General features: G+C 41.3%; 19 protein-coding genes, 1 tRNA gene and 2 pseudogenes. 9 read left to right on the forward strand and 13 right to left on the reverse strand.

Translation table 11 applies throughout. From position 1 onward, the window contains the following. From V7K38_RS11280 to V7K38_RS11305, 6 genes and pseudogenes are all read left to right on the forward strand, one after another. Window positions 1-816 (forward strand): annotated as a pseudogene (locus V7K38_RS11280) (hypothetical protein); the annotation flags it as partial. A 202-nt stretch (window positions 817-1,018) separates the two neighbouring features. Next, window positions 1,019-1,717 carry a hypothetical protein gene (locus V7K38_RS11285; RefSeq protein ID WP_334857808.1) on the forward strand — a complete coding sequence of 233 codons (699 nt, stop codon included), beginning with the start codon at window positions 1,019-1,021 and terminating at the stop codon, window positions 1,715-1,717. Between the two features lie 3 nt (window positions 1,718-1,720). Further along, the gene (locus tag V7K38_RS11290; protein ID WP_334857809.1) at window positions 1,721-1,972 is read left to right on the forward strand and encodes a hypothetical protein; all 252 of its coding nucleotides are present in this window, start codon (window positions 1,721-1,723) and stop codon (window positions 1,970-1,972) included. Window positions 1,973-1,980: 8 nt separating this feature from the next. Next, window positions 1,981-2,469 (forward strand): hypothetical protein, encoded by a 489-nt coding sequence (locus tag V7K38_RS11295; protein WP_334857810.1) that lies wholly within the window; start codon window positions 1,981-1,983, stop codon window positions 2,467-2,469. Window positions 2,470-2,531: 62 nt separating this feature from the next. Continuing rightward, window positions 2,532-2,690: a hypothetical protein gene (locus tag V7K38_RS11300; RefSeq protein ID WP_334857812.1), complete on the forward strand. Its 159-nt coding sequence runs from the start codon at window positions 2,532-2,534 to the stop codon at window positions 2,688-2,690. Between the two features lie 55 nt (window positions 2,691-2,745). Next, a complete protein-coding gene (locus tag V7K38_RS11305) occupies window positions 2,746-3,138 on the forward strand; it encodes a hypothetical protein (protein ID WP_334857815.1) in 393 nt (130 codons plus the stop codon). A gap of 110 nt (window positions 3,139-3,248) precedes the next feature. Here the strand turns inward: V7K38_RS11305 and V7K38_RS11310 are convergent, their stop codons facing one another. From V7K38_RS11310 to V7K38_RS11355, 10 genes are all read right to left on the reverse strand, one after another. Beyond that, complete coding sequence (locus tag V7K38_RS11310) at window positions 3,249-3,617, reverse strand: hypothetical protein (protein ID WP_334857817.1); 369 nt, start codon at window positions 3,615-3,617, stop codon at window positions 3,249-3,251. A 511-nt stretch (window positions 3,618-4,128) separates the two neighbouring features. Continuing rightward, window positions 4,129-4,437, reverse strand: a complete 309-nt coding sequence (locus tag V7K38_RS11315; RefSeq protein ID WP_334857819.1) for a hypothetical protein — start codon at window positions 4,435-4,437, stop codon at window positions 4,129-4,131. Between the two features lie 5 nt (window positions 4,438-4,442). Continuing rightward, entirely contained in the window at window positions 4,443-4,631 is a 189-nt protein-coding gene (locus V7K38_RS11320) for a hypothetical protein (protein ID WP_334857820.1), read from the reverse strand. A 208-nt stretch (window positions 4,632-4,839) separates the two neighbouring features. Continuing rightward, window positions 4,840-4,911, reverse strand: a tRNA-Lys gene (locus tag V7K38_RS11325). Between the two features lie 61 nt (window positions 4,912-4,972). Then, window positions 4,973-7,219, reverse strand: a complete 2,247-nt coding sequence (locus tag V7K38_RS11330; RefSeq protein ID WP_334857821.1) for a sensor histidine kinase — start codon at window positions 7,217-7,219, stop codon at window positions 4,973-4,975. Window positions 7,220-7,704: 485 nt separating this feature from the next. Beyond that, complete coding sequence (locus tag V7K38_RS11335) at window positions 7,705-8,268, reverse strand: hypothetical protein (RefSeq protein WP_334857823.1); 564 nt, start codon at window positions 8,266-8,268, stop codon at window positions 7,705-7,707. Between the two features lie 54 nt (window positions 8,269-8,322). Next, window positions 8,323-9,561, reverse strand: a complete 1,239-nt coding sequence (locus tag V7K38_RS11340) for a glycoside hydrolase family 10 protein (protein ID WP_334857825.1) — start codon at window positions 9,559-9,561, stop codon at window positions 8,323-8,325. Window positions 9,562-9,842: 281 nt separating this feature from the next. Beyond that, complete coding sequence (glcD, locus tag V7K38_RS11345) at window positions 9,843-11,315, reverse strand: glycolate oxidase subunit GlcD (protein ID WP_334857826.1); 1,473 nt, start codon at window positions 11,313-11,315, stop codon at window positions 9,843-9,845. A 140-nt stretch (window positions 11,316-11,455) separates the two neighbouring features. Then, a complete protein-coding gene (locus tag V7K38_RS11350; protein WP_334857827.1) occupies window positions 11,456-11,653 on the reverse strand; it encodes a hypothetical protein in 198 nt (65 codons plus the stop codon). A gap of 25 nt (window positions 11,654-11,678) precedes the next feature. Then, on the reverse strand, window positions 11,679-12,008 hold the full coding sequence (locus V7K38_RS11355) for a protein kinase domain-containing protein (protein WP_334857828.1): 330 nt from the start codon (window positions 12,006-12,008) through the stop codon (window positions 11,679-11,681). A 132-nt stretch (window positions 12,009-12,140) separates the two neighbouring features. Between V7K38_RS11355 and V7K38_RS29650 the strand changes: the two are divergent. Further along, window positions 12,141-12,952 (forward strand): annotated as a pseudogene (locus V7K38_RS29650) (Uma2 family endonuclease). 56 nt (window positions 12,953-13,008) lie between these two features. On the opposite strand, the gene miaA reads toward V7K38_RS29650, so the two are convergent. Next, window positions 13,009-13,911, reverse strand: coding sequence for a tRNA (adenosine(37)-N6)-dimethylallyltransferase MiaA (gene miaA, locus V7K38_RS11370; protein WP_334857830.1), 903 nt, complete (start codon window positions 13,909-13,911; stop codon window positions 13,009-13,011). Between the two features lie 194 nt (window positions 13,912-14,105). Here miaA and gyrB point away from each other — a divergent pair, with 194 nt between their 5' ends. Then, complete coding sequence (gene gyrB / locus V7K38_RS11375) at window positions 14,106-16,043, forward strand: DNA topoisomerase (ATP-hydrolyzing) subunit B (RefSeq protein ID WP_334857831.1); 1,938 nt, start codon at window positions 14,106-14,108, stop codon at window positions 16,041-16,043. A gap of 1,725 nt (window positions 16,044-17,768) precedes the next feature. Then, window positions 17,769-18,938, forward strand: coding sequence for an RNA polymerase sigma factor RpoD (gene rpoD, locus V7K38_RS11380; protein ID WP_094332804.1), 1,170 nt, complete (start codon window positions 17,769-17,771; stop codon window positions 18,936-18,938). Window positions 18,939-19,077: 139 nt separating this feature from the next. Here rpoD and V7K38_RS11385 read toward each other — a convergent pair whose 3' ends face one another. Together V7K38_RS11385 and gyrA are read right to left on the reverse strand one after the other, a co-directional pair. Beyond that, window positions 19,078-19,263: a chlorophyll a/b-binding protein gene (locus tag V7K38_RS11385; RefSeq protein WP_334857833.1), complete on the reverse strand. Its 186-nt coding sequence runs from the start codon at window positions 19,261-19,263 to the stop codon at window positions 19,078-19,080. A gap of 497 nt (window positions 19,264-19,760) precedes the next feature. Continuing rightward, a complete protein-coding gene (gene gyrA, locus V7K38_RS11390) occupies window positions 19,761-22,295 on the reverse strand; it encodes a DNA gyrase subunit A (RefSeq protein ID WP_334857835.1) in 2,535 nt (844 codons plus the stop codon). Window positions 22,296-22,492 lie beyond the last annotated feature (197 nt).

Consider the following 22,492-nt stretch of genomic DNA (forward strand, 5'->3'; position numbering starts at 1 on the left):
GATGGCATTAACGGACAACCAGGAACCAACGGACATGATGGGGTTGATGGTCATCCAGGGAATGATGGCATTAACGGACAACCAGGAACCAACGGGCGCGATGGTGTTGATGGTCATCCAGGGAATGACGGCATTAACGGACAACCAGGAACCAACGGACGCGATGGTATTGATGGCAAAGATGGAGTTGATGGAAAAGACGCAAAAGTGGAATATTCAACTATTAATGTTCAAATTTTTGATACTTGTGATCCTGATACTAAAAAACCTAAATTTAAGACCAAAGCTATTCAGGTTATTCAAGGAACTGAGGCGCTCGAATCATTGAAATTTGAAAGACTGGCTGAAATTGACGGGCAACAATGTAGTGGAACTGAATATTACGCAGCAGTGCCTGAATGGTGGCAAGTGCGGATTGAAGCGGGTAGACCACAGATGATATTTATGTTTGCGGAAGACTTGGGTGAAGGTAATTTTGATTCAGCTAAATACCCAATAACAGTCCCTCATCCGATTGTTAAGCATTATGAAACCTCACCTTTACCTTCATATCAGAAAGGTCAATATGAAGGGATTGTTATTCTTAAAGATAATTCCAAAATCATTATTAATGCTATCTCTAACGAGGAAGCAGAAAGGGTACTAACCGCCATCAAGCAAATAGTAATACCTGAGTTCCTAGAAGGATCAATACAGAAAATCTCACCCCGAAGAGGAGTGGAACTTCTTACTATCACAGTGTATCCCAAACGTGTAGAGTATTTCTCGACAGGCTTAAAAAAAACTAAATCCGATTGGGTAGATGTTTTTAAGTAAATTTACTAAACAGATGAGGACTGAAGATTGATTTATACGGAATTTATAAGAGCAGTATAGAACCTTATAGGCTTTGGCGAGGCTTAAGGGGTCGCATAGAGCAACATAAATTGCGTAAGCTCTTGAAAGCTTATGTATCAACGCTTTTTAATCAAAAGTTGGATTAGATTAGCAATATCTTTTCAACCAGAATTATTGCTTTATGGCTAAAAAGCATAAACGCTTTGGGGCGCTACACAAAACCCTCAAAGATACGAATTATTCAGCGACTAGCGGCGCGGCAGGCGAGTATCTTAAGTACTTGCAAGGTACAAATAAGTTAGTTGTTGCTCGTAAACTTGACTCGAAATACCTTGTTAGGTTTAATGTTGGTGTTATTCCCTTTGATATTGAGCCAAGTAGTACCAGTGGTGCTATTAATGCTTATCAAGGAACTATCACGGTTGTTGCAAATAATATTTTGACAAAGTTTGCTGCGACAGCAACCGATGCTTTGTTGGGGATTGAAAGAGACCTAACTAAAACCAAAGAACAAGCAGGATTTTACCCTGCCTTGGCTCACATTGCAGTTATTCCATCAACCACCACTGATAAAACCGCCAAAACTTCTGGCATCACAAAACGAGCCTATAAAGCGTATCCGACGCGGACAGGTGGTGTGCCTTATGGTCGGACTACAACAACAGTAAAAGACCCTAGCGGGGCAGCAATTACTGATGTCACGAAGGAGACTGAGGAAGACTCACGGGGGTACATTATGACTGCCCTCAAAGGCATAACCGCAAATAATTTTAAGTGCATTGGTGTCAGCTTTACGCCGGAATTGCATCCAGAGGCAGGTTTCTTTGGTGTTGCCAAGCCAACAGGGACAGGCGTTCCAACAGACATTCCAGCAAATTAGTAAATGCTACAAGAACTTGTACAACTTCAGCGATCTGTTGGGGAATGTTTTCATCTTTTTATCCCCAACGATCCTTTTTTAGAAATGCAGCAAGCAATCAGCAATTCAATGCTTGTTGAATCGGCTGTAAAACTGATGATTTCTGGTGCAATTTCTCCTGAAGACTTGCTGGAGATGGTCGAGCCTGCAATCGAAAACATGGACGACTACATTGAAGAAGTTGAAGAAAACTTGATAGAAATTCATCTAGCTTAAGGCTTGGCATGGGCAATCCAGTTTTACAGCTTGGGAATTCAGCCAATTGGGATTTATTCTATAGCACTACTGTTGCGGCAGTAACTAGTAGCAATGGAGAATCTTATACTCCAATTCCTACTATTACTGTTCCCACTCTTTTAGATAGTCACATTCTGGCAATCTCTGTTAGTTGCTCTAACAGTAAACCAACTTGGTATTTCGGTGGTTTTTTAAATCAGCGAATTAATTTAGGTTTAACTGTTGGTGGACTTCCAGACTCAGACGCAGTGCAAAAGCGCAGAGTCTATCTTAATCGTCTGACTCTGATTATTTTTCCTAAGCTAGTTGATACTTATGCTGTCACTTTTGATGTACCGAAATGGTTCCAGGATGTAACTTTTACCCTCTTTGAGTACACCGGAACTGAAAGCGACTCGACAGACGATTTGGTTAATCAAATTATCAATGTAGACCTTCCACGAATCGAAAGCAAGATTGATGCTTTGTCTCATTAGGATATTTTTTACAGTAACATTCCTGTGAATGTTGCTATAAAAGTCTATTCTCGGAGAATTTTATGCGGATAAGTGTTTCTACTGTTTTTCAAATTATATCCCTGTTTGTTCAAGATGTTTTAGCGTACGAAGCCAAACAAGCTGCTTCTAACCCTACTCAGCCTTTAGCAACTTCACAAACAGAAACGCCTACTACCTCTACCCAAACTCCAGTTCAATAAATACAGGAGCGATTGCAGAAGTAAATTTTAATTACTTCTGCAATTGAAATACAAAATGGTTCTTCATGATTATGTTGCTCTTATTGTTGGCATTATTGCAATCTTTTCTGCTCTTTACAAATTCGTAATAGAGCCAAGCATAGATAATAAGATTTCTAATTTACAAACAAGTGGCTTTCTTTTAATTGATAATTTAAAAGATAAACTTGGTGAAAGAATCACTGTCATAGACAGAAAAGTCGATATCCACTTGCAAGATTATGCTAACTATAAAGAAGCTAATCTTTTACACTTCAACGGCTTAAATGAAAAAATTACTCATAGTTGGAATAAAACAAAAGAACTATTTCATGAAGAGAAAGCCGATAGAAAAGAAGTTCATGCAATGCTTCAAAAGCAGAATGAACTAATACTTCAGAAGCAGCATGACCTTCAAATCCGTGAGTAATTTATGATTATTGTCGCGTGGGGATTCACTCTTCAATTGCAAATCCCCTACAAACTCGTTTTATAGGGGATATAACTAATACATTGTTTGTTTAATTTCTCAGCCTTGAACTATTGGCAAACTTTATTAGCCACAGCTCCACTCCCAACAAATGCTGCTTTTCCACACTCCGATCCGTTTTTAAAAATTTTAATTTCCACTGTACCCTGATTAACTGTTCCGCCTGCCGCAGAAATTAGGGTATTTTTTGGAGCAGAAAAACTAACTTTATAAGGAAGTATCTCTGTTACCTTTTCTGCTCTTGAAGGTGTACTGGGAGTTTTAGAGCCAACAACATAGCTTCCAAATAGCTTGCTTCCCTTAGTTCCAGTCCACTGAACCTCATAATTGTCTAAGCCACTGAAAGAATTCAAATTACTCAAAGGGGTACACGCTGCTAATGAAATGCCTACAAATACTAGGCTTAAAAATCTTTTCATCTTGGTGAAAATAATAGGTATAAGCCTAACCTACCCAGTTGCCCTTTAATTCTTGCTGGGGATTCACTCTAGCGATTTGAGAGTTTAAAAACTTGAGTGCATATTTTCAGATGCCCTTGTATAGCCTCGTCCCAAGTGGGGTACAGATTCTTTTTTCCGTCCATTACCCCACCCATGACTAATGTCTCAAATACCATCGGTTGAGATTCAAAGTTGCAACTGCCAGAGTTTAAGTCTATGCCGACGAATCTGGTTGAAATGATACAATCCCTAAGTTCATTGATCATAACTGTGGTGCTAGCCGACATTATCCACAAAGACCACTCCATGAAAGACCCAACAGGAACAGGGGTCTGCCCTTCTAGCTTGTAAAACTGGCTAGTCATAATCTCCATTTTGTCACTTGAGGCTGCTGAGTATTATTGATTTCATTTATAAAAATTTATAAAAAGTCTATATTATCGAATTTCTCTTTTATCGATAACATGGATTTTTGCTTATCTCCATTTTGTCACTTGCACTCTGCTAAATGCCTTAATTGCGTTTGGCATTTAGGGCAATTTGTGATCAGCGATGAGGCTTCACCAAAACTAATTTCAGCACCACAAAGGGCAACCACGTAAGCTTCACCGTTCCAGCCACCAGAAACATAATGCGTGGTCGGTGGACCTTGGTAAAAATCACAGTGTTCAGCCCAATTAACGCCTGAGTTAAACTGCCCTTCTAAAAAATCAGTATTAGGAGAAGCACAGAACGGTTCCCACGAACCGCCAACGATATCCTCACTGGCATGGGCGCAGTTACGGCAGTAGTTAGTCATAATTCCTATTTCGTCACTAAATTGTCATAAATGACCTTAAAACTTTTGTGGCCCCATGCCCAACTGAAAAGGGACACGTCCTCAATTGCCTTTTTATCTATCTCTTTCTTGATCAAATCTAATTCTTCCAAGGAAAGAACTATTTTTATCTCAAGTGTTTGATCCAAGATTTTTAATTCTGCTTGGGTGGTCATAATTCCCTTTTTGTCACTTAGAGTCTAAAAGCCTTATTTTAACTGCCCAGTGGACACGCCAGACATTCCACTGGGCAGTAGGCGTTTTTATTTAAATTAGTCAAAGCTTCAGTGGTGTTTATCCTTGAAAATTGCGGCTTTTGGAGCGCACCGTCAACTCGATTTAGTCAAGAATTAGTCAAGGGTAAATTTGTGAGGCTGTGAAAGGTGGGTGACGAGGGAATCGAACCCGCAACCAATAGATTAAGAGTCTACTGCTCTACCGTTGAGCTAGTCACCCACACGAGAAATCATCATAGCAGACTTCTAGCAATTTAGCTAGTGCCGCGCTAAAAAACGAATTAAAGGGGGAATTTGATGGTGAAGGTGGTTTGACCGGCTCCACTCTCTACATAAATTGAGCCACCTAAATGTTTGACCATTTTCTGGACTAATGCTAATTCCAGTCCTGTGCCGCTATGTTTCCAAGGATCGTGTTTGGAAGGGTGATAGAAAGGCTCAAATATCCGTGAGAGTTCGTTGCTGGTAAGCTCTAGTCCAGAATTGCTAATATTAAGCTCTACTGCGTCCCCTCTTAGATGAGCAGAGACTGTGACAGACTTACCTGCTGGGGTATATTTGCAGACATGGCTGAGTAGTTCGGTGATAATCCTCTCCATATCTGTGATATCTGTCTCTAAAAGCGGGAGTTCACCATCGACACTTAGGTTTAACTGCTGTTGCTGGCAGTTGGTGAGTTCTCGAAAAGACTCGACAATGGGTTTAAGCCAGCTTTGTAAGTCAATGGCAATCAAAGTCGGGGGTTCTGGTTCGGCTTCGAGATATGTGAGTGTGAGTAAATCGTTAATTAACTTGCTTTCTCGCGCACACTCGTTATGCAGTATCTGCAAGAGTTGTGGAACTATTTCTATCTCTAATATCTCTGCTGGTGTGAGGACACTTTCGAGGGTTTGGACTGCAAGGCTGATGCTAGTTATGGGTGTCCGCAGTTCTTGGGAGAGGTTTCTCAGAAATTGGTTTTTGAGCCGATCGCAATTTTCTAATTCTTTAACTTGTGTCTGGGTTTGTTGGTAAAGTTGAGCTTGACGAATTGCGATCGCACATTCATTGGCAACCTGCTGCACTAATTCAATTTCAAATTCATCAAATGCCTCTTGTGATGGTCTTGTCAACCAAAGATTTCCTAAAATTCCTTGGGTATCGAAAATGGGACAAGCCATCTGGGACATAACCAACAGGTTGAGTTGCCATCCGGGATCAATTTCCAAAAATTGCAAAGGTTGTTTTTGCAGCAAGGACTGATAAACTTCTAGACGGTCTGCAATTTGTCTAGTCGATCCTTGATACTGGGGTAGGTTAATGCTGTACTCGTAGGCAATAGTTACCAGGGTTTGGCACTGGCTGTAGAGTTCAATTTGGCAACGTTCAAGGTTGAGTAACTCGGTTAATTCCTGAGTTACTGTCTGCAACACCTGAGTTTCATCTAGACTGTCGCGGATTTGTTCTGTCATCCGTCGCACTAAGGCTTCAAAGTTTCGTACCTGCTGCAACTGATTTTTCTGCTTCTGTTTTTGCAACTCCAACTTGGCATGGAGATCCTTGATCTGCTGACGAAATTCGGCTTGTTGCACAGCAATGCCGATTTGAGTTGCCAACTGTTTGAGTAAGTCCGTTTCAGTTTGCTGCCATTGACGCGATTCCTGGCAATGCTGGGCAATCAATAGCCCCCACATATCTTGCTCTTGGAAAATCGGCACGACTAGATTAGCTCTGTGCAAAGATGCCAGAAAATCTATATGGCAAGGATCTAAGCCGGCTGCATAGATATCTTCAACAACTTGAATGCAACCTCGCCTGTAGTGTTCTGAATGTTTGCCATTCAAGCAGGGATCGCTGATGGTTTTTCCCAACAGGGGATCGCTCACAATCACAGTTGATTCGGCAACGATTACCCCACTGCCATCAGCCTGGAAGCGATAAATTAGAATGCGATCGCAATTTAAGAACTGTCGCAGTTCAATTGTTGTCTGATGCAGAATTGTCTCTAATTCTACAGATTGGTGAATTCGGGCGGCGATCGCTTCTAGCAATCTTTCCCGTTCAATCTGGAGTCCCACTGCTTCTTGAGCTTGCTTCACAGGAGTGATATTGCTACTAGTACCAATCAGTCGATAAATCCGGGAGTTGGCATCCCTTAACGGCGTGAGAGTTGTACTCCACCAAGTCGGAACTCCCTGGAATTGCAAACATTGTTCGTAGGAAATAGTTTTGCCAAATAGCACACAATCAGCGTAATGCTGACGCACCCTAGTAGCATCGATGGGGGAAAGAATATCTTCTGGTTTTTTGCCCCGGAGATCGTCTGAGCGAATGCCTATCCACCGCTCATGAGTGGGATTAAGTGCCACATACTGAAAATCTCCATCATCTAGAACATCTACTACAAATATTGATGCCTGCACAGAATCGTACATGCTCAGTAGAAACTGCTCACTACTACTGTTCTCATCTACTTGTGTGCCGAAGATAATTTGAGGAGGAGATAATTTTGTCAACTCCATAGTTGATTCTGCTGGATTTATATTCATGCGAGAGTCCCTTTCTGGTATGACTGACTCTTCTAGGCGCTCTCTTCTCTTTACGCTTGTAGTAGATGCACTTTAGCGCCTATAGCAAAGTATTGTCAGCTATTGCTCATGGAAATTTTGATCTTTCTCTACTTCTTGTCAGAAATCTAGGAAAGCTAATAGAAGTCAGCTTAACAAATCCTGCTTTTTGAAGGCGAAAACATATTTGCAGGTTAGGGCAAACTTAGGAGATTGTGATTTTTTGACGGTTTTTCAGGATTTTTGCATACATCTAAGTGCAATCATCAGTATATATCAAATAATTTGATAATTCTTAATAACTTTTTGTTTAGGAACAAGAATTAAATAACATACAGTTTATGTCCCTAGCTTACCTCACCCTCAATCCCTCTCCTTTATAAGGAGAGGGAAGCTAGAGACAGGACGAAGTTTTGGATTTTATTTAATCCCCAATATTCCGAGAAAACAAGCAGGGAAGTAGGAACTTACAATCGCAATTTATGAGCATTCATTCCCGTGAGAATACCAACCAGCAGCCAAGTGATAGCTAGTCCGATGACTTCGCCTAAGAATAACTGCGTTAAGCGGTGCAAAATCATTCCCACAACAGAACCTACGGGAACAGCAACAGCCCAACTTGCCGAAGAGACAAATATCCATCGCCACGCCATCGCCTGAGGAATTGCCAACCATTGCGCTAATCCGATCCCCAAGCCGCCAAGTGCGCCATAAATCGCTCCCGACAGGATTCTCAGGGGAAGAATCTGAGTGCTAGGTACTATCCAACCCACAGCACCAATCCCGATGGCGGTGATGATACTCGAACCCAAAAGACTTGACAAAATCCACCTGATGCAGAATACAGGTTCTTTGAGAAGACAACCTTGAAAAAGTGCGATCGCAATTGAGCCGATAGCCGCCTCCACTACCCCAACATCTGGCTTCTCGCCAACTTCAACAAAGAATAAACTCAATAAAAAACCGCCACAAGTAGCGACAGTCCACAGCCATGTAAAGCTAAATCTAGTATTTTCCGGCGCGAATGACATTGAGGGTACTAGGGACTGGGGACTCGGAACATGGGAGAATGACAAATGACAATATCAAAGTTTCTTTGGTTTGAATAGTCTGACAGTTCTAGTATTAAACATCTCAAAAAAAGCTTTGCGTCGCTGTTGGGGCGATTCTGGTACAATGTAACCCCACAGACTCTCCCAATAGAAAAAGGAGATGCCATCAAAGTTGCGATCGCGCACAGCTTGAACCTGTTCTCTAACTTGTGCCATTTTCACAGGATTACGCACGGTTCCTGTAGATATCCCAATTCCGACAGGAATTAGACTTTGAGCCAATTTTATCGATGGTTGCTCCAGTTGAGCGATAAAAGAGCTTTGATCGTTTCGATATACTTGCAAAATTAACTCATCAACTAAACCTTTTTTTACCCAATTTTCCCAATCTTGTAAATAGTACTTGTAGGCAAAAGCTTGATAGTTGGGAGATAGAGATATTTTTGCTTTGGGCTTAACCGCCTTCACAGCCTGATATATTTCTGCCATAAAATCGGTAATTTTGTCTGCCCGCCAACGCATCCATTCTGAGTCAAAAGGGTTGATAGGGGGGCTTTTACCTTGATGCTCTTGCTGGTACAATTCAATAGTGAAGCGATCGTAACCAAACTGTACTGGCATTCCAAAATGGTCATCAATTTGAATACCATCCACATCGTAATCTCTGACTACTTCTAAAATTAGCCCTTGAATAAACTCTTGCACTTGTGGATGTAAGGGATTCAACCAAGCCAGCTTATTTACTAAACTATTATCAATTTCTTCTGGTGGTGCATCTTGGATAGACTTTATACCTTCTTGTCCAATCGTCAACCAGTCAGGATAATGCCTTGCTAATTGTGAATAATGCGGTGTCATAAACCCGTATTCAAACCAAGGGATGACTCTCAAATCTTTCTTTTTAGCAAGCGTTACTATCTTTGTTAAAACATCTTGTCCACCGTGCATAAACTTGAGAAAAGGTTGAGTATCCGAGCCTGTAGTCATTTTAGCTACAGTACTTTTATAAAAAGTATGTCCTCGGTTCCAAACCACAGGATAAATTGTATTAAAGTTGAGAGCCGATAATTGGCTGATAGCACGGTTAATCCCCCAGGGGACAAATAGCACACCACTAGCAACATTAGTGAGCCAAACGCCGCGAATTTCTGTAGTTAAAGGACTTATTTTTTGGGAATAAACTGGGAGTGAAGAGAGTGAATAGACTGTTAAAATAACTGCTAATCCCAAACACAGTAAGTAAGAAATACAACGGCGAACAACCCGATTCATTTGTAAGCGTGACCTAGTGCGATCGGAATATATATAACTACAAAATAAAGTTATAATCCTCCGGGTTATATAAACAAATGATGATTTTACGCCAACGTATAAATTAATAAATGTGCCTTAACGGACAATTATTACTATTTTTAATTCTGTGAAATACATGAAACCATGATGTGTGTTGTTTTCCAACGTTAGCTCACCCCTTAAATTCTCGTTCCTAATCAGAGACTAGGAACGAAAGGAAACTCCTAACTCATGTACAGATGCGATTTATCGCGTCTCTTCTAAAATCTTTCCACACCTTCAAATTGCTTGATAGCTGATGCATTTGCTGCTTCACCACAAGTTCGTGGTGTGGGAAATATCTTTTCAGGATTTGCTAACCCTTTAGGATTAAAAACTTGCCGCACCCATTGCATAGTTTCTAAATCGACTTGGCTAAACATCTGTGGCATATAGCACCTTTTCTCTGCGCCGATGCCATGTTCACCAGAAATACTACCACCAACTTGGACGCAAAGCTTGAGAATTTTTCCACCCATTTCTTCTACTTGTTCCAATTCTCCAGGCACAGAATTATCATAAAGAATTAGCGGATGAAGATTGCCATCGCCAGCATGAAATACATTAGCAACACGATAACCATATTGTTCACTTAATGCCTCAATTTCATGCAACACATAAGGCAACTGAGTCCGGGGAATTACACCATCTTGCACATAATAATCTGGACTTAAATGCCCAGCCGCAGCAAAAGCAGCTTTCCGTCCTTTCCATAATTTCAATCGGGTTTCTGGATCACTCGCAGAAGTAACATTACGCGCCCCATTCTTTTTACAAATTTCAGTAACTCGTTGCTTATTTCCTGTAACTTCCACTTCTAAACCGTCAATTTCGATTAGTAAAATAGCAGTAGCATCGCGGGGATAACAATTTGTGGCGACAACATCTTCAACTGCATTGATGCTGAAGTTATCCATCATTTCCATCCCACCGGGAATAATTCCAGCGCTGATGATGTCAGAAACAGTTGCTCCCGCAGCTTCAATACTTGTAAAATCTGCTAACAGCACACAAATTGATTCTGCACTTTTGAGAATTCGCAAAGTAATTTCTGTAGCAATTCCTAAAGTGCCTTCAGAACCAACAAATACACCTGTTAAATCATAACCAGGCATTTCTGGAATTTGTCCGCCTAAATCGACAATTTCCCCTTCTGGCGTGACAATTTTTAATCCTAAAACGTGGTTAGTGGTGACACCGTATTTGAGACAATGTACGCCACCAGAATTTTCAGCAATATTGCCCCCAATAGAGCAGATAATTTGACTAGATGGATCGGGAGCGTAGTAAAAACCAGCACCACTAACGGCTTGTGTTACCCAACTATTAATCACCCCTGGTTGAACAATTGCGCGTTGATTGTCCAAATCAATGTTGAGGATTTGGCGCATTAAGGAAGTGACAATTAAAATAGAATCTTCCACTGGTAAAGCGCCGCCAGATAGACCAGTACCAGAACCGCGTGCGATGAAGGGTATAGAATATTGGTTGCATATTTTCACAATTTCCGCAACTTGTTCTGTAGTTCTGGGTAACACCACCACAGCCGGACGTTGGCGATAGCCAGTTAAACCATCGCATTCATAGGTGATGAGTTCTTCGCGGCGTTGTACTACGCCATTTTTGCCAAGGACAGCCTCGAATGCTTTGATAATGGGTTTCCAGTTGCGTTGTTTTTTATCTTGGGTAAGCATAAAGTTCAAAGTAGATAACTATAAGTTTCTCAGAGTGAAAATTATTTCTTTAAATAAATTTCAAACCAGATTGAGAGATTGCAATTTTGATTGGAGGTATTTTGCTAAACCAACTGCGTGATATAAAAGCAAGACTGCATTCATGCTCTACTATCATATAAAAGTTCAGAAATAAACCTTCCCATTTTGTCAATAATGTATCCTTCTCTTTCCCCAGTTTCAACCAATGCCTTATAAGTTTGCCACTGTACCTGCATCGCATAATATTTGGAGCCTTGACATCCCAATGTATGACGTTGTTCTGATGGACAAACACTAGTATTTCTAGTACTTCGCATAGCATTTCCATCACATAAGCTTCACTTAGTGCTTGCCAAAAATGATTTCTTTACCTAAGTCTTGTCCGTCAATAAATTCTTGGATGAGATAAAATACACTGTTTTGCTCAAAATAGGCAAACATTTTAGGAATTTGGTTGTGGCTTTGTCTAAGTCTATATAGTATTTTCCCTTCTTTCTCAAACAGGCGGACAATTTCTGGTTGTATTGCTTGGAGTTTCAGTCGCTTAACAACACATTTCGGCTTGGGGATGATGGGTATATCTAAATCTTCAGCTAGATAGGTTTTGCCAAATCCCCCTACTCCCAATTGTTGAATAATTTTGTAACGCTGCCGCAATATTTGTCCAATCATCGTGCTGATGCTACATACCTTCTTCTTTATATTTTGACACGACTTACGCAATTATTGTGAGTAAACGAGTACGCATCCTTCGGTCTCTATCAATTAATCTAGAAATAACGCTCTTAAATACTGGATAAAATCATGGTTCAGCAAGTTCTAATTAATGATGATGATGATTACTATGTACCAGATGCTAACCAGCTAATCACTGAAAATGATACACCTGTGGATAATTTTGCATCTGCTAAACAACAACGCCTTTTAGTGAGTTCTCTTTATAGTTCTCTACAAACCCAGACTCTTTTAGCTGAAGCTAATGTAGGCATTTACTACACAGACCTTCAGCCGCCCATTGTCCCTGATGTTTTTCTCAGCTTAGATGTCCAAGTACCTGAAAAGTGGTGGGAAAAACAAAATCGTTGTTATACAGCACTTACGGTAGCTATGAGGTACATCCTCAAAGCTGAAAGCTGTGATAGAAGAGGGGCAAGAGGAAAACTGTATTGCATAATAGCCGGAAGCGCTGTATGGTTTGGCGTTTTGGCAAACCTCCCGAAGTTGTCCTTGAAATTGTCTCTAATAAAGAAGGTGATGAACTGGGCAAAAAGTTGAAAATTTATGAACACATGCGGGCTAGTTACTACATCGTATATGACCCAAATCAGCAATTAGCATAAAAAATACTGCATGTTTATGAACTTAGGGGAACACGCTACTTTGAAACTTCAGAAACTTGGTTAGAACAAGTTGGTTTAGGTATAACTCTATGGGAAGGTAAATTTGAAGGCAAACAGGATACTTGGTTACGCTGGTGCTACCAAGATGGTACTGTTTTGCTGACTGGAGATGAACGCGCCGAACAAGAGCGACAACGTGCTGAACAAGCTGAACAACGCACCAAAATTTTAGCAGAACGGCTACGAGCTATGGGCATTGATCCCGAAACTATCTAATACACTCATGTAAGAACGCGAAGATATTTGCGTCTTTACATCGGCAAAAAATATCACTAATTAGCGCAATTTGTAAACTCATTTATTCTGTGCCAAACCTTATCTAATAAATCAGGATTGTTCGCATCAAACCATTCAATTTGGGGATATGCTCGAAACCAAGTACGTTGTCGCTTGGCAAATTGTCGTGTATGCAAAACTATTAATTCTTTCGCTTCATTTAAGGAAATATCACCAGCCAAGTATTGCTTGATTTCTTGATAACCCAAAGTATTCAACAAAGACAAATCAGCGCCATATTTTTGACAAAGATATTCTACCTCAGCAACTAAACCATCTGCTATCATTTGCTCAGTACGCTGTTTAATCCGATTCCCCAACTTTTCAACATCGCAATCCAAACCTATTTGCAAAATCGGATAATTTGGTGGATTCTCTCCTTGTTGTTCGGAGATTGGATATCCAGTAACATAGTATACCTCCAATGCTCTTAAAGTTCGTACTGAATCATTAGCATGAATTTTTTCTGCTGCAACGGGGTCAACTTGTTGTAACATTGCGTGGAGTTGTGGTTGACCGAGAGATTCAAGTTGCGATCGCAATTCCATTTGTGGTGCAACTCTCGGAATCTTCAGGCCTTGGATAATAGAACGGATATATAAACCCGTGCCACCAACTAGTAAAAGTGGCGTAACATTAACAGAAGCAATTAAGGCTTGTGTTTGTTGCTGATAGTCTGCTACTGTCATCGTGTCTGTGGGATCGCAGATATCTATTAAGTAGTGCGGCACTAATTTTTGTTGTGCCAGAGTTGGTTTAGCCGTCCCAATATCAAATTCACGGTAAACTTGACGAGAATCGGCACTAAGAATTACAGAACCCAACCGCATCGCCAAAGCTAAAGCCAAACCCGACTTACCCGTTGCCGTCGCCCCACAAATCACAATTAATTTAGTCATTTGTCATTTGTCATTTGTGATTAGTTTTCTTCCTTTGCTCCCCTACCACTCTTGCACGGTAGTCCAACCCTAGTATAAACTTCTCTAGAAAATGCCCTACAGACGCTAGCAGGGCTTTTGTGTTACAATTTTGGAGTGTTTTTGCTTTTATTTATTTTTAGGCGAGTTTAACCCCACGCATCAGGAGAGTTTACATGACGAGCAGTTACAGTGCCGATCAGATTCAAGTTCTGGAAGGTCTGGAAGCCGTCCGCAAAAGACCAGGAATGTACATCGGTACCACTGGGCCGCGAGGACTCCACCATTTAGTTTACGAGGTGGTGGACAATTCAGTTGATGAGGCTTTGGCAGGTCATTGCACTCATATAGAGGTGGACATCAACGCTGACGGTTCCGTGACTGTAACAGATGATGGTCGCGGTATTCCCGTTGATACTCACTCGCGCACCGGAAAATCGGCTTTGGAAACCGTCATGACGGTACTGCACGCCGGTGGTAAGTTTGGCGGCGGTGGCTATAAGGTTTCTGGAGGATTGCACGGGGTTGGTATTTCTGTTGTTAATGCCCTATCTGAGGTTGTAGAAGTTACAGTTTGGCGAGATAAAAAGGTTTATCTCCAACGCTATGAAAGGGGTATCCCAGTTACTGAACTGCAAGCAAAGCCTTACAAAGAAGCTAGAACTGGAACTTCTGTTACTTTTAAACCAGATACCCAAATCTTCACTGTTAGCATTGAGTTTGATTACATCACTTTATCAGGTCGCCTACGGGAATTGGCGTATCTGAATGCTGGTGTCAAAATTACCTTTACTGACCACCGTCTGGAGTTACTAAAAAGCGATACACCGAAAGTAGAATCCTACAATTACAAGGGTGGCATTAAAGAATATATCGCGTACATGAACCGCGAAAAGCAGCCATTGCATGAAGAAATTATCTATGTGCAAGGGGAACGCAACAATGTCCAAGTGGAAGTTTCCTTGCAATGGTGTACTGATGCTTATACGGATAATGTACTAGGTTTTGCTAACAATATTCGCACGGTAGATGGTGGTACGCACTTAGAAGGATTAAAGGCAGTTCTAACTCGGACATTAAATGCGATCGCTCGTAAGCGCAATAAAATTAAAGAGAATGAAACTAACCTCAGTGGCGAACATGTCCGCGAAGGTTTGACTGCGGTAATTTCCGTTAAAGTCCCAGATCCAGAATTTGAAGGACAAACCAAAACCAAACTCGGTAACACTGAAGTTCGAGGAATTGTTGATTCTTTGGTGGGAGAAGTCCTCACTGAGTATCTAGAATTTCATCCTGCGATCGCTGATTCAATTTTAGATAAAGCTATCCAAGCTTTCAAAGCCGCAGAAGCAGCGCGTCATGCACGCGAATTAGTTCGGCGCAAATCTGTACTAGAATCTTCGCCATTACCCGGTAAATTGGCAGATTGCAGTTCTCGTGACCCTAGCGAATCTGAGATATTCATTGTCGAAGGCGACTCAGCCGGCGGAAGTGCGAAACAAGGACGCGATCGCCGCACTCAAGCGATCTTGCCTCTACGTGGTAAAATCCTCAACATTGAAAAAACCGATGACGCTAAAATTTATAAAAATAACGAAGTTCAATCGTTAATTACAGCCCTCGGTTTAGGTGTCAAAGGTGATGAATTCGATTCTACCCAACTGCGCTATCACCGGATAGTTATCATGACGGATGCTGACGTAGATGGAGCGCACATTCGGACTTTGTTGTTAACATTCTTCTATCGATATCAGCGAGCGCTCATTGAACAAGGCTTTATTTATATTGCTTGTCCTCCACTGTTTAAAGTAGAACGGGGACGTAATCATGAGTACTGCTATAGCGATCGCGAAAAAAATCAAGCGATCGCCAAATTCCCCGCTAACGCCAACTACACCATCCAACGCTTCAAAGGTTTGGGTGAAATGATGCCGCAACAACTCTGGGATACCACCATGAACCCAGAAAGCCGCAAAATGAAGCAAGTCGAAATTGAGGATGCTGCCGAAGCCGATCGCATCTTTACAATTTTAATGGGCGATCGGGTCGCACCCAGACGAGAATTTATCGAAACTTATGGTTCTAAACTCAACTTCACTGATTTAGATATTTAAGATCAATTCCCTAGCACTACTTTCAATACAGTTCGGTTAACGTTCTAATCTTTTGAAGATCCCCCCAACCGCCTTAAAAAGGGGGAATTTTAACCCACTTTTACCCCCTTTTTAAGGGTGTCGCCGCAGGCGGGGGGATCTTAACCTAACCGTATTGGCACTACTCTAATAATTTGTGACATTGGTAATGAGTGATACGTTTTCACCCATTACCTTTTTTATATCCGAAATTGATATAAAAAATACTTCTTATAAATTTTTTGTCCACGGCATAATAAATATTGCTTATCCTCATTTCTCCCTGTCCTCTGTGGTTTGTTATTCCGTAACTCTTGGATAAATCTAAGTTATTTAATATTCATATAATTTGCTTATTGTCAAGATTTTACAAAAATTCAATATTCTAGTGTTAGCCAAACTACCAACTTTGTTGGAAAGTTAGTTAAGACAATATTCTTTGCACTGATTAGCTAATTAATTTTGTCTACCAACTAGAAATACATTTGTTAACCTTTAAGAAAATAACTGAATATTATCTATTAAAGAAGAATTAATAAGTATTTTAAGGATTTTTCATCATCAGATGATAGAAACTTACTGAAACAAAAGTATTTAAAATTACAATTAATTTACGGGATCAAGCATTGTAACTAAAATCATCAGGTAATGTTTTGGGTTCTCTGAGTTTGGGTAATGGCTACTGGAAACACACACCATCTGGCTGAAAACTTGTTAATATCTTCATGTACTACCCAAGCAATAGCGATTGTATCGTATGTATCTAATGAAGTTTTGTCTGAAATAGGACTATACTGGCAAGTTCACAGGACAAATTATTTTTTAATTGATTAAAATATCCTTGTATACAATAAGAAGAGTTTGTCAAGTTTCATAGGGCTGAAATCGCCACAGTGCGCTAACGTGTGAATAAGGCCGAATTAGTTAAACCTAAATTGATCAACTATCAAGTCGATTCTGCCACAGCCTCAACTCCCCAGTTAAGGTAATTGTAAGCAGAAGGTTAACTATCTAAAGGCAAGCACCACCACCCTGGTTGTATTTACCCAATCGAAAGACTAGCTTTAATCTCAGGAATGCGTAATTTATGAAGGAAATGTAAAAATGGGTAGATTAATACTTGTCGTCTGAGTTAACATACAATGCACTTTCTCTAAGTAATTAATGTTGTGTAAAATACATGAGATCGGGCAGGAGCAAGCGTACTTACTCTGTAATGTAATAAGAGCGTCACTCGAATTCCGAAAAGTGGAGAAAAAATTTTAGGGCATAACTCCCGTTTTTAATGTCTTTTTGGTAATAGTGGCTAACAATTGCTGTAAGAGTTCATGATTAATACACAAAAAGAGTGCAATTTCTGTGAAACAGGCTACAATCGGAAGAGTCTTTATAGGAAAATCTGCCAGCATTCTGAACTCATTAGTATAGAGTGGCAAATTTTTTGAAAAAGACGAGTATTTTTTTGACCAGTTAGTTGAAAGCAGTATGTGATAGCAACACATATAAACATTTACTAAGGTGAGCAAATCACTTTTAGACATGGCTTAGACTAAACTAAAAAAACCTCCAACCGGAGGTGCAAAACGTCCGAAAATATTTCTGGCAAATCTGCCAAAAAGCTTATTTTCGGTTGACAATTGGCTCGTTTAAAAGAGCAACAAACACATCTTGAGTAATTGATTCTGCAAGGAGCATGAGGAACGCGGCATGAACCAGGCTAACAACGTACTCGAAAGCATATATCAGCCTGAACTAGAAATAATGAATCAGCCTGAGCTCGAGTTAGAAGAACTCTTAATAGATGATGAAGAGGACTTGCTTATCATCGATGAAGGTGACGATGAATTTTTAGAGCCTCAGACTGATGAGGACGACGCAAAGTCTGGAAAAGCCGCTAAATCGCGTCGTCGGACACAAAGCAAGAAAAAGCATTACACAGAAGATTCCATTCGGCTTTACTTGCAAGAAATTGGTAGAATTCGGCTGTTGCGGGCAGACGAAGAAATCGAATTGGCGCGGAAAATCGCCGATTTACTGGAATTAGAGAGAGTGCGGGAAAGACTCTCAGAACAGTTGGATCGCGATCCTCGAGATAGTGAATGGGCAGAAGCAGTCCAACTGCCCTTACCAGCTTTTCGTTATCGCCTGCATGTTGGTCGCAGAGCGAAAGACAAAATGGTGCAATCTAACCTCCGTCTTGTGGTTTCAATTGCTAAGAAGTACATGAATCGTGGTTTGTCGTTCCAAGACTTAATTCAGGAAGGCAGTCTCGGTTTGATTCGTGCCGCTGAAAAGTTTGACCACGAAAAAGGCTATAAGTTCTCCACTTATGCTACATGGTGGATTCGTCAAGCAATTACCCGCGCGATCGCAGATCAATCCCGCACAATTCGTCTTCCAGTTCACCTTTACGAAACCATCTCTCGGATTAAGAAAACTACCAAGTTACTGTCTCAAGAAATGGGTCGCAAACCCACCGAGGAAGAAATCGCTACTCGCATGGAAATGACCATTGAGAAGTTGCGGTTTATTGCTAAATCCGCCCAGTTGCCTATTTCACTAGAAACGCCTATTGGTAAAGAAGAAGATTCTCGATTGGGCGATTTTATTGAATCCGATGGTGAAACACCAGAAGACCAAGTTTCCAAAAATCTTCTGCGCGAAGACTTGGAAAAAGTCCTCGATAGTCTCAGCCCCCGCGAACGCGATGTCCTCAGACTGCGTTACGGCTTGGACGATGGTCGGATGAAGACCCTTGAGGAAATCGGACAGATTTTCAACGTCACCCGCGAACGGATTCGTCAAATTGAGGCGAAGGCACTTCGTAAGTTACGCCACCCAAATCGTAACAGCGTTCTCAAGGAATATATTCGGTAGTAATTGTCATTGATCATTGGTCATTAGTAAATAAACAAAGGACAAATGACAAACTGACTAATGACAAACAAATAAAAAACCTGGTAGTGAATTAGCACTCCAGGTTTTTTTATTTATAGGTCATCTTAGATATTAAAAATTATAGGATGCCCCAAAAATGTAGGAAGCCTTGACCAGAGAAAAATTCAACCAAAATAGCTGCTGAAAAGCCAATCATTGCCAAACGACCGTTCCAAACTTCTGCTTGTGGGGTAAAGCCCCAACGCCAAGCGTTGCGATCTTCAATTACAGGAGTGGTTACTTTTGTTGTGCTTACATTTGTCATGGTTTGGACTCCAAACTTAATTTTTAAGGTTTATTGCCTTATGTAAACTAATATAACAAATATTTTCAGAAAGGCAACATCTTTTATACTTTTGTTTCCATAGCTTGACATAAATAGATATAGCTATTTATACAGATTAAAACATCAGCCTTCAGTAAGATTTACTGAGGTAGAAGAAATGTTATTTAGACTTTTACAATCATAGACAACATTTTACTTATTGAGATAAGTTATCAAATGATTTGTTTGGATAACTACATTTTCCGTAGAGCTTGTTATTTAAGAATTAAAATTTATTGATAATTTATGGAGATATAGCGGTTCCCATTCAGATACGGTACAACATCATATCGTGAGGTATAAGGAAGGGTACAGCAATGCTGTCCCCCTACGGGTATACCTCACTCAAACGAGAACCGCTATATTGAGAGTCAAAAATACTTAGGAAGCTGCCCAGATCCCCGACTTCTTCAAGAAGTCGGGGATCTAAATCCAGTTTACGATCGCACTTCGGCGACAGTGATAATTTTTTCATCGCGGTTGAGTTGGATGATGCTTTCACCTTTCACATCTCTACCTAAAATCGGCACGGTTTCCACAGGTATCCGCACCACCCGTTCCTTATTCGTCACTAAAGCGACCTCGCAGGATGCGTTGGCGTAGCCCGCCGTTCGCGTAGCGTCTCGCAGAGAAGGCTTCGCTATAACCATACCAGCTAAATTATCAGTTTTGCTGGCAAATTTCAGCGCTTGCGTCCCCAAATCGCCACGATTAGCTGCTCTTAACTGGCTTGCAGCCATCCGCTTGGCATATCCTTCTTGAGTAACTAGCAACAATTGGTCATCTTTGCCGACAGTGACACAGCCAACCATTTGCTGATTTTTCAATAATCGGAATGCTTGTAAACCCATTGCTGCGCGACCCATAATCGGTAATTGTTCATCATTGGCTGCAAAGCGCAACACTCGCCCACCGGAACTAGCTAAAATCAGATGCGCTCCTGGGGTGATGAATTGAGTAAATGACAATTCATCATCATCTTTGAGCTTCAAAATGGTGATTCCACGCCGCGTTAAGTTTGTGAATTCTCCCAAAGACAGACGCTTAATTCTTCCCTGTTTTGTCAAGAGAATCATCTGCTGAGTTTCGAGATTTTCGGGAAGCAAAAAGCGACTGACCACACCCTCTTGAGCGCCTTGAGCAGTATTACTGAGCATAGTAATCAAAGGTTTTCCCCGTGGAGAACGCCCAGTAGTTGGCGGAATTTCTCCCACATTTACAGGATAAACTTTGCCACCACTGGTTAGGATTAGCAAGTCTTTTTGGGTGTCAGTCAACACAGTTTGGATAATAAAGTCGTTATCGTGCAAACCATTTTCAGCTTTTGACTTTCTCCCAGATGGTTGGGTGCGGCGAACATAACCCCGTTGGGTAAATTCTAAAATTGCTTCTTCTGACGGTTCAGAAGATTTCAGATTTTCCTCTTCCTCCTCTGCGCCTCTGCTCCTCTGCTCCTCTGCCTTAGACTTTTGTTCTTCTCCGATTTTTGTCCGTCGGGGATCGCTGTACTTGCGCTTTAGCGATCGCAATTCTTTTTTCAGCGCCTTGAGTAATTCGCGGCGATCGTTGAGTAATTGTTCCAGCAAACTAATTTGTTCGCTTACCTGCTCAAATTCTTGCTGCAAATTTTGCTGTTCTAAACTGGTGAGGCGACGCAACGGCATAGCCAAAATTGCATCTCCTTGTACCTCACTCAAATCTAGTTGGCTACAAAGATTTATTTTTGCCGTACTCCCATCGGGAGCTTGCCGTAAAATTTCAATTACCCGATCCAAATTAGATAGGGCTTTGAGTAAACCTTCTACCAAATGCACACGACTTTGAGCTTTCCCCAATTCGTAATTGTAGCGACGGTTCAGCGTCTCTTCCCGGAAACTCAAAAACTCTTGCAACAGTTGACGCAAACTTAACTGGCGGGGTTGTCCATTTACGATCGCTAGGAGAATTGCTCCAAACGTCATTTGCAAAGCAGTTTGGTGATACAAATGCTGAAGAACTTCTTGGGGATTGGTATCGCGTTTGAGTTCAATTACTACTCGCATCCCTTCGCGATCGCTTTCATCCCGAAGATCGGAAATTCCTTGCAAACGACCTTGATTTACTAAGTCCGCCACCTTCTCAATCCAGCCGGCCTTATTCACTTGATAAGGCAATTCTGTAATGATAATGGCCGTTCGTCGCTTGCTTCCCCTCGCGGCTGGAATTTCTTCCAGAATTGCAACTCCCCGCAGCAGAATTCCACCTTTACCTGTGGTGTATGCTTCCCGAATTCCCGTCTCACCAATTATTTCTCCACCTGTGGGAAAGTCTGGCCCTGGAATTAACTCGAATAACTTTTCATCTGGCAAATCTGGGTTGTCGATTAAAGCGATTAACCCATCGACAATTTCCCCCAAGTTATGCGGTGGAACATTTGTCGCCATCCCCACAGCAATGCCCGAACAACCATTGAGCAACAGAAACGGCAATTGAGCCGGTAAAACCGTTGGTTCTTGCTGAGAATTATCGAAGTTCCCCACAAATTCCACAGTTTCTTCGCCGATTTCTGTCAGCATTCCCTCATGACTGATGGGTGCGAGGCGCGTTTCTGTGTAACGCATCGCTGCTGGTGGGTCATTATCGACGCTACCAAAGTTACCATGTCCTGCTAGCAAAGGATAGCGGCTAGAAAAATCTTGCACTAGCCTGACCAAAGCATCGTAAACTGATTGGTCGCCGTGGGGATGGTATTTACCCAACACATCACCCACTACACGAGCACATTTTCGATAAGGTCTATCTGGTACTAAACCGAGTTCGTGCATTGCATACAAAATGCGGCGATGCACTGGTTTTAAGCCATCACGCACGTCTGGTAGCGCTCGCCCGACAATCACGCTCATGGCATATTCGAGATAAGACCGTTGCATCTCGGTGTGCAGGGCTGTTGGAATTACCTGTCCCGTTGAGAGAAGGTTTAACTGTTTTGCCATGAGTTTTTTCCCTGAAATTTAACTATACAAAAGCTGGCGTAACTCAATATTGCAGCAACCACAGCATAACGGATGAAATGGGATTCCTAACAAAATATTGATAGTCATAGAAGAAAAAGCAGTAGTATCATCCTTGATGATAAGGATGTACATAGACTATTAAAAAGAAAACAGATAGCAAGTAGCTGCTTTAATCG

It is taken from the genome of Nostoc sp., assembly GCF_036917465.1.
Classification (GTDB): domain Bacteria; phylum Cyanobacteriota; class Cyanobacteriia; order Cyanobacteriales; family Nostocaceae; genus Nostoc.